The organism is Caulobacter sp. FV2ye17ST (assembly GCF_058680955.1).
Map to the genome: position 1 here is coordinate 2473954 of NZ_CM178727.1, position 13202 is coordinate 2487155.

The 13202-nt window shown below is 66.4% G+C and carries 12 protein-coding genes and 3 tRNA genes; 2 read left to right on the forward strand and 13 right to left on the reverse strand.

What is annotated here, in order from left to right; translation table 11 throughout:
- Nucleotides 1–11: 11 nt before the first annotated feature.
- From ACW17V_RS11780 to ACW17V_RS11830, 11 genes are all read right to left on the reverse strand, one after another.
- Nucleotides 12–88, reverse strand: a tRNA-Pro gene (locus tag ACW17V_RS11780).
- A 75-nt stretch (nucleotides 89–163) separates the two neighbouring features.
- Entirely contained in the window at nucleotides 164–643 is a 480-nt protein-coding gene (locus ACW17V_RS11785; RefSeq protein WP_492105315.1) for a DUF192 domain-containing protein, read from the reverse strand.
- A gap of 86 nt (nucleotides 644–729) precedes the next feature.
- On the reverse strand, nucleotides 730–1350 hold the full coding sequence (gene cspD / locus ACW17V_RS11790; protein ID WP_492105316.1) for a stationary phase survival cold shock domain protein CspD: 621 nt from the start codon (nucleotides 1348–1350) through the stop codon (nucleotides 730–732).
- Between the two features lie 196 nt (nucleotides 1351–1546).
- Nucleotides 1547–1621 (reverse strand) — tRNA-Glu (locus ACW17V_RS11795).
- Between the two features lie 57 nt (nucleotides 1622–1678).
- Nucleotides 1679–1753: transfer RNA gene (locus ACW17V_RS11800), tRNA-Glu, on the reverse strand.
- Between the two features lie 118 nt (nucleotides 1754–1871).
- Nucleotides 1872–3680, reverse strand: coding sequence for a single-stranded-DNA-specific exonuclease RecJ (recJ, locus tag ACW17V_RS11805; protein WP_492105317.1), 1809 nt, complete (start codon nucleotides 3678–3680; stop codon nucleotides 1872–1874).
- 99 nt (nucleotides 3681–3779) lie between these two features.
- Nucleotides 3780–4748 carry a class 1 fructose-bisphosphatase gene (locus ACW17V_RS11810; RefSeq protein WP_492105318.1) on the reverse strand — a complete coding sequence of 323 codons (969 nt, stop codon included), beginning with the start codon at nucleotides 4746–4748 and terminating at the stop codon, nucleotides 3780–3782.
- A gap of 60 nt (nucleotides 4749–4808) precedes the next feature.
- Nucleotides 4809–5762 (reverse strand): class II fructose-bisphosphatase, encoded by a 954-nt coding sequence (gene glpX / locus ACW17V_RS11815; RefSeq protein ID WP_492105319.1) that lies wholly within the window; start codon nucleotides 5760–5762, stop codon nucleotides 4809–4811.
- 50 nt (nucleotides 5763–5812) lie between these two features.
- Nucleotides 5813–7102 carry a homoserine dehydrogenase gene (locus tag ACW17V_RS11820; RefSeq protein ID WP_492105320.1) on the reverse strand — a complete coding sequence of 430 codons (1290 nt, stop codon included), beginning with the start codon at nucleotides 7100–7102 and terminating at the stop codon, nucleotides 5813–5815.
- Between the two features lie 27 nt (nucleotides 7103–7129).
- Nucleotides 7130–8350, reverse strand: a complete 1221-nt coding sequence (locus tag ACW17V_RS11825; RefSeq protein WP_492105321.1) for an LL-diaminopimelate aminotransferase — start codon at nucleotides 8348–8350, stop codon at nucleotides 7130–7132.
- A gap of 109 nt (nucleotides 8351–8459) precedes the next feature.
- Nucleotides 8460–8903: a hypothetical protein gene (locus tag ACW17V_RS11830; RefSeq protein ID WP_492105322.1), complete on the reverse strand. Its 444-nt coding sequence runs from the start codon at nucleotides 8901–8903 to the stop codon at nucleotides 8460–8462.
- A 95-nt stretch (nucleotides 8904–8998) separates the two neighbouring features.
- Between ACW17V_RS11830 and ACW17V_RS11835 the strand changes: the two genes are divergently transcribed.
- Entirely contained in the window at nucleotides 8999–10993 is a 1995-nt protein-coding gene (locus ACW17V_RS11835) for a class I poly(R)-hydroxyalkanoic acid synthase (protein WP_492105323.1), read from the forward strand.
- Between the two features lie 69 nt (nucleotides 10994–11062).
- Nucleotides 11063–11677, forward strand: a complete 615-nt coding sequence (locus ACW17V_RS11840) for a DUF1287 domain-containing protein (RefSeq protein ID WP_492105324.1) — start codon at nucleotides 11063–11065, stop codon at nucleotides 11675–11677.
- A 17-nt stretch (nucleotides 11678–11694) separates the two neighbouring features.
- Here the strand turns inward: ACW17V_RS11840 and argC are convergent, their stop codons facing one another.
- The gene (argC, locus tag ACW17V_RS11845; protein ID WP_492105325.1) at nucleotides 11695–12642 is read right to left on the reverse strand and encodes an N-acetyl-gamma-glutamyl-phosphate reductase; all 948 of its coding nucleotides are present in this window, start codon (nucleotides 12640–12642) and stop codon (nucleotides 11695–11697) included.
- A gap of 85 nt (nucleotides 12643–12727) precedes the next feature.
- The gene (gene rpsI / locus ACW17V_RS11850) at nucleotides 12728–13201 is read right to left on the reverse strand and encodes a 30S ribosomal protein S9 (RefSeq protein WP_492105326.1); all 474 of its coding nucleotides are present in this window, start codon (nucleotides 13199–13201) and stop codon (nucleotides 12728–12730) included.
- Nucleotide 13202 lies beyond the last annotated feature (1 nt).

Sequence of the window (13202 nt, forward strand, 5' to 3'; positions counted from 1 at the left end):
TCTTTAGCCGATGGTCGGAGCGGCAGGATTCGAACCTGCGACCCTCTGGTCCCAAACCAGATGCGCTACCAGGCTGCGCTACGCTCCGACACATCGGCAGGGGCGTGCTCTACAAGGGTTCGTCGTCCGGATCAAACGGGAACGGCGACAATCGCAGAACCGATCAGCCTTTCGGGAAAATCCGGTGCAGAACCCTGTCGCCCGGCAGAACGCCAAGCTGCGCGGCGCGTCCCCCGGCGATCTCCAGAACGCCCAGGATCGGGCCTCCGGAAGGCATGGGCATTTCGTTGTGGGGCTGGGCGTTGCGGACGATCGACAGCACCCTGCCATTGGGCGCGATATAGATGATGTCGAGCGGGATTAGGGTGTTCTTCATCCAGAAGGCGGCCGGCTGCGGCTTGGCGTAGGTGAAGAGCATGCCTCGATCGGGCGCCAGGGACTTGCGGAACATCAGGCCCCGCTGCTGCTCGGCGTGCGTCGCGGCGATCTCGACCTGAAAGCGCGCGCGTCCCTTGGAGGTCAGGATCTCAACCGCCTCGAGCTTGCCCGCAGGCTTGGCGACAGCGCCCTCGCCGGCCAGCAGAGCGCCAGCCAGCAGGGCCGTCAGCACTGCTCGTCGTCCAACTTCGCCGATTACCGCCACTTGCAATCCTCACTCGCCATACGGCCACACACGCAGCCTAGCGCGACAGGTCCATCAACGGAAATGACGGACCTGGATGGCGAAAGTCAGGCGTCGCCGGGCGTGATCTCGGCCACGACCAGGCCCTTGGGCCCCTTGGCGAAGCGCACCAGGACGTCGTCGCCGGGCTGGAGGTCTTCCAGGCCGCCGCGGCGCAGGGTCTCGATGTGGACGAAGATGTCGCCGGGCTCGGCGTCGCGCACCACGAAGCCATAGCCCTTGGTGCGGTTGAACCATTTGACCTTGGCGTGCTCGGCCGGTCCCTCGGGGGTCAGGGCCTGACGCCCGCCGCCGCTGTCCAGCCCCGAGCGGAAGCCGCTGGCCATCCCGTCGCGCTCGCGTCGCGGCGCGGCGTCGGCGAAGGTGCGGCGCGGCCGCTCCAGCGGCGACGGCGCCGAACTCTCGTCGAGATCGACCACCTCGCTGACCTGCCACCCCTTGGGGCGACGCACCACGTCACAGACGATTACAGCGCCCTCAAGCGCGGTTTCCCGGCCGCAATTGCGCAGCGAGGTCACGTGGAGAAGCACGTCCTTGAGGCCGGTTTGACCGGGATCATCCGGTACGATGAACCCGTAACCCTTGCCGACGTCGAACCATTTTACGCGTCCGCTGATCCGCACGAGGTCTTCGTGCGCACCTACGGCGTCAAAATCATAACCAGACATTCCGCCCCTCTGGCTCGCCCAATCAGCCCAACGGGACGAGCGCCACAAGAATAACACTGTTCTCGCGTTAGGAGAGCCGTCAATGGTGAATTCGCGTCAAGCACGCGCGCAAAGGGGCTGCGCGACATTTCGTCGCAGCGGCTTTCTGGCAATAATTCTGAAATACAGCCGCAGGCGTCAGGAATGCAGCTTTTGGTGGTAGTCCCTAGGGGAGTCGAACCCCTCTCTCCAGAATGAAAATCTGGCGTCCTAACCGATAGACGAAGGGACCACATCGCCATCCGGGGATGATGACATCGTCGATAGTCGAATTTGAAAGCCTCGCGGGTGGTAGTCCCTAGGGGAGTCGAACCCCTCTCTCCAGAATGAAAATCTGGCGTCCTAACCGATAGACGAAGGGACCACGGCCCCGCGAGGAAGCGGGTGTATAGCCGCGCCGTTTGGGGTGCGCAACCCGCTGGGAAGCATTTTTTCCGTTCACCCACAGGCGGGGCGACAACGCCCGAAAATGCTGTTGGCGATCAACAGACGCGCGGGTCGGCGGCGTCCTCGATCTCAAGCTGAACGCCGTTGCGGCCATTATAGTCGTCCGGCTTCAGCTTGCCGGCGACATGCAGCGCGCCGCCGCCCGACAACAGCCGGCGACCAAGGTCCGTTTCGGCGCTGCGCCAGGAAATCGCCTTCAGGCGTTCGCCGGTCGGTCCGACCAGATCCATCTTCACATGGCCGCCCTTCAGCGCCATGACACGGTCGGCGCGCACGCCGGTCAGGGCGAACATCGGCTCCGGATTACCCGGTCCGAACGGGGCAAGGCGCTGGAAGTCCTCATACAGCGCGCGGTCCACGCCACGCGGCTGGACCAGGGCGTCAATCTCGACGGCCTCCGGGCCGACGGCTTCCATCTCGCCGGCCAGGCGCTCTTCCAGAAAGGCGCGGAACTCGGGAATGGAATCCGGACGGATCGACAGCCCCGCCGCCATGGCGTGACCGCCGCCAGACATCAGCAAGCCTTGCTCGAACGCCGCCTGGATCGCCGCGCCCAGATTGACGCCGGGCTGCGACCGGCCCGAGCCCTTGCCCACATTGGCGGCGCGATCGATGCCGATCACCACCACGGGTTTGCGATAGCGCTCGCGCAGGCGGCCGGCGACGATGCCGATGACCCCGGGATGCCACCCCTCCCCCGCCACCACGATCACGGGCGCGTCCGGATTGAAATTGCTGCCGCGCTCCAGCACGGCCGCGGCTTCCTCGACCACGCCGGCCTCGACGGCCTTGCGCTCGGTGTTGAGGGCGTCGAGCTCCTCGGCCAGCATCCGGGCTTCCTCGGGATCATCCGTGGACAAAAGGCGCGCGCCGAGGTCCGAACGACCGATCCGGCCGCCAGCATTGATGCGCGGCCCCAGGATGAAGCCGGCATGGAACACCGAAGCCGGGCCAGAGCCCTTGCCGACCTCGAACAGGGCCTTCAGACCCGGATTGCCCCACTGGGACATGGTGCGCAGGCCAAGGGTCGTCAGGGCGCGGTTGAAGCCGACCAGCTGGGTGACGTCGCAGACCTCGCCCATGGCTACCAGGTCCAGCCACTGGCGCGGATCCGGCTGCGGGCGATCTTCGGTGAACAGACCGCGCTTGCGGGCCTCACGGTTCAGGGCGGTCAGCAGCACGAAGGTGACGCCGGCGGCGGCCAGAACCCCCTGCCCGCTCTGGCATCCCGGGCGATTGGGATTAACCACGGCGGCAGCGGCCGGCGGATCCTCGCGCATCAGGTGGTGGTCGATCACCACCACCTCCAGCCCGATGGTTGCGGCGCTGGCGATAGCGTCATAGGCCGCCGCGCCGCAGTCCAGGGTCACCACCAGCTCGGCGCCGGTGTCGCGAATGGTCTTGAAGGCCGCCGGGCTGGGGCCATAGCCCTCGGTCAGGCGGTCGGGAATATAGATCGGCAGCTCGACGCCCATATGGCGGAACCAGCGCACCAGTTGGGCGGCGCTGGTGGCGCCGTCGACGTCATAGTCGGCGAACACCATGGTCGGCCGGCCCGCTTCCAGGGCGTCGATCAGGATCTCGGCGGCCCGGTCCATGTCGGTGAAGCTGGAAGGGTCGGGAAACAGCGCCTTCAGGGTCGGGCGCAGATAGTCCTCAGCCCCGTCGGCGCCCACGCCCCGCGCCGCCAGGGCGCGCGCCAGGGGCTCGGAAAGGCCGTGGACCTGCTGATGGCTGCGCGCCGCCGCGGGATCGCCCGGGCGCTCGCGCCAGGCCCGGCCACTCAGGGAGCGCGCGACGCCCAGGAAGGCGTCCTGCTCGATAGGCGCATGACCGTCGGCCATGGCTAGACGATCCTGAGCTTGGGTGTGATGCGCATCGGACGAGCCTATCCGTTTCCGGGGATTCGCTCCATGCGCCCTGGCGGCGTCAGTCGCGGTCGCCTAGCTCGCCGAAACGAGATCGACCTCGTTGGCCGAGCCCAGCACCACCGGCACGCGCTGATGCAGTTTGGTCGGTTGCAGGTCGAGGATGGCCGTCTTGCCGTCCGTCGCCTTGCCGCCCGCGCGCTCGACGATCAGGGCCATGGGATTGGCCTCATACAGCAGGCGCAGCTTGCCGGGCTTGTCCGGCTCGCGGGCGTCCCACGGGTACATGAAGATGCCGCCCCGCATCAGGATACGGTGGACGTCGGCCACCATCGAGGCCACCCAGCGCATGTTGAAGTTCTTGCCGCGTGGGCCATCCTTGCCCTGCAGGCAGCCGTCGATATAGCGACGCACGGGCTCGGCCCAGTGGCGCTGGTTGGACATGTTGATCGCGAACTCGGCGGTGTCGGCGCCGATCGCCACGGTCTCGTGGGTCAGCAGCCAGGCGCTCTCGGCGTTCATCGTGAAGCCGAACACGCCCTTGGACAGGGTCAGGACCAGCATGGTCTGCGGGCCATAGACCACATAGCCGGCCGCGACCTGCTGGCGGCCTGGCAGCAGGAAGTCGGCTTCGGTCGTCTCGCGCCCGGCCGGGGCCGGCAGGATCGAAAAGATCGTCCCGACCGACACGTTGACGTCAATATTGCTGGAGCCGTCCAGCGGGTCGAAGGTGACGAGGAAGCCGCCGACGCGACCAGTGGTCTCGATCTCTTCCAGCTCCTCGGAGGCCAGGCCCGCCACGGCCGGACAGGCCTTCAGGGCGTCGCGCAGAATATCATTGGTGATGATATCGAGCTTCTTCTGCTCTTCGTCCTGAACATTGATCTGCCCGGCCGCGCCCAGGCTGCCAGAGATAGCGCCAGAGGCCACGACCCTGCTGATCTGGACGCAGGCGGCGGCGATCACGGCGACCACGTCCTTGACCGCGTCATTGGCGGTCTGCTCGGCGGCCAGGTGGTCGGCGAGGGTTTTCAGCGTGGTCATTCAGGGTCTCGAAAAGTTTGAAGGATTCGCCGCGACCTTAGCCGCTGGGCCGTGACGATCCTACACCCGGCGCTTCATTCGCACTTCGCGGACGGTGCCTGTGGAAGAGTTCATCACCAGGGTGTGGGTGTGCACGAAGCCGTCCCTGTAGGTGACCCCGTCCAGCAGATTGCCCCAGGTGACGCCGGTGGCCGCGAAGATGGCGTCGGCGCGCACGATGTCGTGCAGGTCGTACTTCTTGTCGAGCTCGGTAATGCCCCACTTGGCGGCGCGGGCCTTTTCATCGCTGTTGCGGAACAGCAGGCGACCCTGGAATTGGCCGCCGACGCATTTGAGGGCCGCGCAGGCCAGCACACCCTCGGGCGCGCCGCCGGAGCCCACATAGAGGTCGATGCCGGTCGAGGGATCGGTGGTGTTGATGACTCCGGCCACGTCGCCGTCGGTGATCAGATAAACCCGCGCGCCGACCGAGCGGACGCTGGCGATGATCTCGGCGTGACGCGGACGATCCAGAACGCAGACGGTGATCTGGGACGGCGGCACGCCCTTGGCGGCGGCGACCGCCTGCACATTCTCGGCCGGCGTGCGGTCCAGATCGATGACGCCGGCCGGAAGGCCAGGCCCGCACGCGATCTTGTCCATATAGGTGTCGGGTGCGTTCAGCAGCGTGCCCTTGGGCGCCCAGGCCATCACGGCTAGGGCGTTGGGCATGGCCTTGGCGGCCAGGGTGGTGCCTTCCAGCGGGTCGAGGGCGATGTCGATGGCCGGACCTTTGCCCGTTCCGACCTTCTCGCCGATGTAGAGCATGGGCGCTTCGTCGCGCTCGCCCTCGCCGATGACGATTTCGCCGTCGATGGCCAGTTCGTTCAGCGCGTTGCGCATGGCGTCGACGGCAGCCTGGTCAGCGGCGATCTCGTCACCACGTCCGACAAGGGTCCAGGACGCGATGGCGGCGGCTTCGGTAACGCGGACCGCGTCCAGGACCAGCGAGCGGTCCAGGGTCTTCGAACTCATCAACGTCTCCCAGCCTTGTGAGGCTAATTCTCGGCCGCTTTTCGCGGTTCTCAGATGCGCGCGACGCGCAAAAGGCGGGGACGCTCTAGCACGGCGTGAAGTTTTTCGATGCCGCTAATCGCGTCAAGGAGATTGGATTCAGGAGTCGCATGGGTAACGAGCACGATCGGCACGCCGCCCGCACCCTCGACAGGCTTTTGCAGGAAGCTGTCGATCGAGACCCCGCATTCGGCCAGGGTTTCGGATATGGCGGCGATGGCGCCCGGTTCGTCGCGAACCATGATCCGCAGATAGGCCTTGCCCACCGTGCGGCTGGGATCGACGGCGATGAACGGCTTGAGGTTTCCGGCCGGGGCCTGGAACACGGGACGCACAGCGCCGGTCATCACATCGGCGATATCGGCGGCCACGGCGGCGGCTGTCGGCCCCGCGCCGGCGCCAGGGCCCTGCACGAAGATCCGTCCAACGCGACGGCCCTCGATGAACAGGGCGTTGAGCGCCCCGCCCGCCTGGGCCAACGGATGCTCCAGCGGCGCCAGCGAGGGGTGCACTTTCACCGCCACGCCGTGGTCGGTGCGCGAGGCCGAGGCGACCAGCTTGATCCGGTAGCCCAGATCCTTGGCCAGCTTGATGTCGAGCAGCTCGACCGCTTCGATGCCCTCGATCTCGGCGGCGGCGAAGTTGGGCGCGCAGCCAAAGGCCAGGGCCGCCAGGATCGTGATCTTGTGGCCGGCGTCGAAGCCGCCCACGTCCATGGTCGGATCGGCCTCGGCATAACCCAGGGCCTGGGCCTCGCGCAGCACATCGGCGAACGAGCGGCCGGTCTTCTCCATTTCGCTGAGGATGAAGTTGCAGGTGCCGTTGAGGATGCCGGCCACGGAGTCGATGTCGTCGCCGACCATCGCCTCGCGCATCATTTTCACGGCCGGCACGCCGCCCATGACGGCCGCCTCGAACAGCAGCGGCACGCCTTGCGCTTCCGCCAGGGCGGCCAGTTCGGCCCCATGCTCGGCGATCAGGGCCTTGTTAGCGGTGACCACCGGCTTGCCGGCCTTTAGAGCCGTCTCGACCGCGGCCTTGGCCGGGCCGTCGGAGCCGCCGACCAGTTCGACGAACAGGTCGATGTCCGGCGAACCGGCCAGGGCGACGGGATCGTCAAACCAGGTCAGGCCCGAGATATCGATCGTGCGCGGCCGCGATTTCGACCGCGCCGAGACGGCGGTGACGACGGCGCGGTCGCCGGCTGGCGCGAAGTCGGGGCGCTCGGCCAGGAACTGCAGAAGGCCACCACCAACCGTGCCGAGGCCGGCGACGCCGACGCGCCAGGTTTTGTTCGTCATCTTGGAATCCTAATCGCGAAGCCCGTCCTAGACCGGCTCCACCGAATTGTGATGCTTGGCCAGGATGGCGTCGGCGTTGGTGATGAATTTCTTCACGTTGCGCGCGGCCTGACGGATGCGGTGCTCGTTTTCGACCAGCCCGATGCGGACATAGCCCTCGCCGTACTCACCAAAGCCGACGCCCGGAGCCACGGCGACGCCGGCCTCCTCGATCAGCAGCTTAGAGAACACCATCGAGCCCGCCTCGCGATAGGCTTCGGGGATCTTGGCCCAGGCGAACATCGAGGCCGGCGGATTGGGAATGTCCCAGCCGGCGCGGGCCATCGACGACACCAGGGTGTCGCGGCGGGCCTTGTAGATGCCACGGATCTCGTCGACGCAGTCCTGCGGACCGTTCAGCGCCGTGGCGGCGGCCACCTGCACCGGCGTATAGGCGCCGTAGTCCAGATAGGACTTCACGCGGGCCAGGGCGGCGCAGATGCGGGCGTTGCCGACCACCATGCCCACGCGCCAGCCGGCCATGGCGTAGGTCTTCGACAGCGAATTGACCTCGACGGCGATGTCCTTGGCGCCGTTGACCTGCAGGATCGACGGCGGCGGATTGTTCTCGAAATAGATCTCGCCATAGGCCACGTCGCTGATCACCAGCAGGTCGTGCTTCTTGGCCAGGGCGACGGCGTCCTTGTAGAAGTCCAGGTCCACCGACTGGGCGGTCGGGTTGGAGGGATAGGACAGGATCAGCACGCTGGGCGGCGGCACCGAGTGCTTCACCGCGCGGCTGATGTTGGACAGGTAGTCCTCGGGCGTCAGGGCCGGCACGTGGCGAATGACGCCGCCCGCCATGATGAAACCGAAGGCGTGGATCGGATAGGCCGGGTTCGGGCAGATGATCACGTCGCCGGGCGCGGTCAGGGCCTGGGCCAGATTGGCAAAGCCTTCCTTAGAGCCCAGGGTCGAGATGACCTCCGTGTCGGGATTCAGCTTCACGCCAAAGCGGCGGTCATAGTAGCCGGCCATGGCGCGACGCAGACCGGGAATGCCCTTGGAGGCGGAATAGCGGCCGGCCTTGGGATCGCGGGCCGTTTCGATCAGCTTGTCGACGATGTGCTTGGGCGTCGGCATGTCGGGATTGCCCATGCCGAAGTCGATGATGTCGGTCCCCTCGGCGCGGAGGCGCGCCTTGATCTTGTTGACCTCTTCGAAAACATAGGGCGGCAGGCGTCGGATACGATGAAAATCGGTGGTCATTTGGGGCTCAGTGCGCCGCTCCGGCGCGTCGGGAGCAAAAGTCGGGCATGGATAGACCCCAAGCGGGGTCGCGCCAAGCCAGTTCAAGGAAGATCATGCCTTCGCCGGCCTATTTGGGCTGCGACGAAGGCGCGCTAGCTCGGCCACGCGCCGCTGCTGCGAAAGCTTCGGTCTCGGCGCGATCGGCGTCGGTGGGCGCGCCGAAGTCCGGCGCCTTGGCTTCCGCGCGCGCACGGGCGGCATAGCCTTCGGTGTCGGTCAGCTTGAAGGTTTCCGGCGCCGCGTCGCGACGCAGCTTGGCGGCGGCGCGCTGCTCGGCCTCCACCACGGCCTTGATCCGCGCCGGTCCGCGCACATCGGTGGGCACGGCGGGGATGTCGGCGAAGGTCGGACGGTGGCCCTTCTGGCGGGCGGCGGCGCGGGTAGCCTCGGCGATCGGCGAGGACGGATCCACCTTCGCCGTCTTGAACGGCGAGGCGCAGCCCGACACGGTCAGAGCCGTGAGACCGATAAGCACGCCGAGACGTGCGATTTTGCCTGTTGCGCCGTTCATCTTGTCTCCGGTCTTATGCGATGATCGCGACGAACAAAAGGCCGTGCGCGTCAGCAAGCTGACGAGACGGTAGAAAAGAAGCGGGAAGAACCAGCATGGCTACGGCGAAAACACCCCCAAAGCCGCGCAAGGCCTCAGCGCCTAAGGCGAAATCGGCCTCTTCCAAGCCCAAGGCCGCCGCCAAGCCCACGGCCCCGCCGCCCGAACCGCCGCCTCGCCAGGAAGCGGCCGGGCCCCAGGCCGAATCGACCGGCGCCGCCAGTGTTCATCCGCCGACGCCGTCGATGCCCGGCTTCGATGCGATGATGTCACCCGACCAGCGCCAGATGCTGGAAAAGCTTTCGGCCAACCTGGCCCGCGCCGCCGTGACCGCCCAGGGCGCGATCGCCGAGGCGGCCCTGCGACAGGCTGATCGCCCCGCGGCGCTGAACGCCGACCCGTTCCACGTCGCCCCGGCCATGAACGAAGTGATGTCCCGCCTGGCAGCACAGCCCGACCGCATGCTGCGCGCCCAGGCTGACCTCTTCAGCCGCTACATGGACCTGTGGCAGTCGGCCGCCCGCCGCGCCGCCGGCGAGGAAACCAAGCCCGTCGTGACGCCCGCCAGCGGCGACAAGCGGTTCAGCGACCCCGACTGGGCGTCCAACCCGATGTTCGACATGATGAAGCAGTCCTACCTGCTCACCTCGAACTGGCTGAACGGCCTAGTGTCCGATGTCGAGGGCGTGGATCCGGGCTCCAAGCGCCGGGTCGAGTTTTTCACCAAGATGCTGACCGACGCCTTCTCGCCGTCGAACTTCCTGATCTCAAATCCCGCCGCCCTGCGCGAGGTGATGCAGACCAATGGCGAGAGCCTGGTGCGCGGCATGGAGAACTTCGCCGCAGACCTGGATCGCGGCGGCGGCCAGCTGGCGATCAGCCAGACGGATCTCGACAAGTTCAAGGTGGGCGAGAACGTCGCCACGGCGCCGGGCAAGGTCGTCTACCAGAACGACATCCTGCAGCTGCTGCAGTTCGATCCGACCACGGAGCAGGTCCACGAAATCCCGCTGCTGATCTTCCCGCCGTGGATCAACAAATTCTACATCATGGACCTGCGGCCCGAAAATTCGATGATCCGCTGGCTCACCAGCCAAGGCTTCACGGTGTTCGTGACATCGTGGGTCAATCCCGACGCCAGGCTCGCCGCAAAAACCTTCGAGGACTACATGCTGGAGGGCGTCTATGACGCCACCCAGCAGGTCATGACCCAGACCGGCGTCGATAAGGTCAACACCGTCGGCTATTGCATCGGCGGCACCCTGCTCTCCTGCGCCCTGGCCCATATGGCGGCTAGGGACGACACGCGGATCAATTCGACCACCTTCTTCGCCGCCCAGCAGGACTTCTCCGAAGCCGGCGATCTTCTGCTGTTCACGAACGAGGAATGGCTGCAGTCGATCGAGCAGCAGATGGACGCGACAGGCGGCTTCCTGCCCAGCCAGTCTATGGCCGACACCTTCAACAGCCTGCGCGGCAACGACCTGATCTGGTCGTTCTTCATCAGCAACTATCTGATGGGCAAGGAGCCCCGCCCCTTCGACCTGCTGTTCTGGAACGCCGACCAGACCCGCATGCCCAAGTCGCTGCACATGTTCTATCTGCGCAATTTCTACAAGGACAACGCCCTGACCACCGGGGCCCTGACCCTGGGCGGCGAGAAGCTGGACCTGTCCAAGGTCAAGATCCCGATCTATGTCCAGTCGTCCAAGGACGACCACATCGCTCCCTATCGCAGCGTCTATCGCGGCGCGCGGGCCTTTGGCGGCCCGGTGACCTTCACCATGGCCGGTTCGGGCCATATCGCGGGGGTGATCAACCATCCCGACGCCAGGAAATACCAGCACTGGACCAACGAAGCCCTGCCAGGCTCGGTCGAGGGCTGGATCTCGGGCGCGCAGGAACATCCCGGCTCCTGGTGGCCGCACTGGGCGGAATGGCTGCGGGCCCGCTCTGGCCCGCTGGTCCCGGCCCGCGACCCGGCGAAGGGCAAACTGAAGCCGCTGGAAGATGCGCCCGGCAGCTATGTGCGGGTGAGGTCCGACGCCTGATCGTTGATCAGGTATTGACCGGACGATGTTCGCCCAAAACTCGCCCGGATCGTGGTGAAGCTTCCCGCCATGTCCGCGATCAGCCGCCGAACCACCCTGGGAATGATTCTCGCCGCCCCGGCGTTTGGCGCGCGGGCGGCGACACGCGATGGCCTTGACCTGGCCATGGCGGCGCGCGCGCAGATCGGCGTGACCAAGGCCTATGACGCCAGCTATCGCGCCATCGCCTATCCGCTGGGCGACGTCCTACGCACAACGGGCGTCTGCGCCGACGTGCTGGTTCGCGCAGCCAGAGACGCGTGGCAGATCGATCTGCAGCAGCGCGTCCACGAGGACATGGCCCGGAACTTCGATGCCTATCCCTCGCGCAGCACCTGGGGACTGAAGAGACCGGATTCCAACATCGATCACCGCCGGGTGCTGAACCTGGAAACCTATCTGCAGCGCCAGGGCGCGCTGCTGAGCCGATCAACGCGGCGAGAGGTGGGCGACAGCTTCGACGAACCTCGTCCGGGTGACATCCTCACCTGGCGAGTCTGGGGCGGGCGCCCACACCTGGGCATCGTGGCGCGAGGCCCCGACAGCGTGCGTGTCGTGCATAATATCGGCTTCGGAACCAAGGAGGAGCCGCTGTGGATGTTCAAGCTCCACACGGCCGTGGCGCACTATCGCTGGCGCGGCTGAGCCGCCGCGGCGACGACCTACAACCCCGCCGCCTCGTCCAGGCCCAGCGCCAGGTTGAGATTCTGCACCGCCGCGCCGGACGCGCCCTTGCCCAGATTGTCGAGCAGGGCCACGAGACGGGCCTGACCACTCGTGTCGGAGCCGAATACGAAGATCTTCAGGCGGTTGGTGCCGTTCAGGCCTTCCGGATCCAGCGTGGTCATCGCCTTGGCCTCGTCCAGCGACGCGACCTGGACGAACTGTTCGCCCCGATAGTGGGCGGCGAAGGCGGCGTGGATGTCGTGCAGGCAGCGGCCATCTTCCAGCGTCGCCAGGTGCAGCGGCAACTCCACCAGCATGCCCTGGGCGTAACGACCCACCGCCGGGGTGAAGATCGGACGGGTCAGCAGGCCGCCGTGCTTCTGGATCTCGGGCACATGCTTGTGCGACAGGCCCATGGCGTAGATCCGGTACGGAACCCGGGTGTAGTTCGGTGAGGTCTCGTCCTCGAACTCGGCGATCATGGCCTTGCCGCCGCCGGTGTAGCCCGAGACGGCATTGAACGAGATCGGCAGGTCGGCGGGCAGGATGCCGGCCGAGACCAGCGGACGGGTCAGGGCAATGGCGCCTGTGGCATAGCAGCCCGGATTGGAAATCCGCGTCGCGCCAGCGATCTTGCCGCGTTGCTCGCGGTCGAGCTCGGCGAAGCCATAGGCCCAGTCCCCCGCCGTGCGATAGGCCGTCGAGGCGTCAATGACCTTCACCGAAGGGTTCTCGATCAGGGCGACCGCCCCCCTGGAGGCGTCGTCGGGCAGGCACAGGATCACGGCGTCGGCGCTGTTCAGCATCTCCGCCCGCGCGGCCGGGTCCTTGCGCTTGTCGGGATCGATCGAGATCAGCTGAAGATCGGTGCGGCCGACCAGACGCTCGCGGATCTGCAGACCCGTGGTGCCGGCTTCGCCATCGATGAAGACCTTCGGGGTCATCGCGACCTCCAATCCAGACAAGGAGACAAGAAAAAGGGCGCTCCGGTTTCCCGAAGCGCCCTCCTCCAAACGCGTGAAATCGCGTTTAGCGCTTCGAGAACTGGAAGCTACGACGGGCCTTGGCCTTGCCGTACTTCTTACGCTCGACCACGCGGCTGTCGCGCGTCAGGAAGCCATGCGGCTTCAGGACGGGACGCAGCGCGGGTTCATAGTAGGTCAGGGCCTTGGACAGGCCGTGGCGCACGGCGCCGGCCTGGCCCGAGAGGCCCGAGCCTTCAACGGTGACGACGATGTCGAACTGGCCTTCGCGGTCGGTGACCTGCAGAGGCTGAGCGATCATCATGCGCAGAACCGGACGAGCGAAGTAAACTTCCTGGTCGCGGCCGTTGATGGTGATGGTGCCCTTGCCGGGCTTGATCCAGACGCGAGCGATCGCGTTCTTGCGCTTGCCGGTCGCGTAGGCGCGGCCCTGGGCGTCGATCTTCTGGACGGCCGGAGCGGCCGCTTCGGGGTTGCTGGACAGGCTGGCCAGCGCGTCAAAGCCTTGAGCTTCGGACATG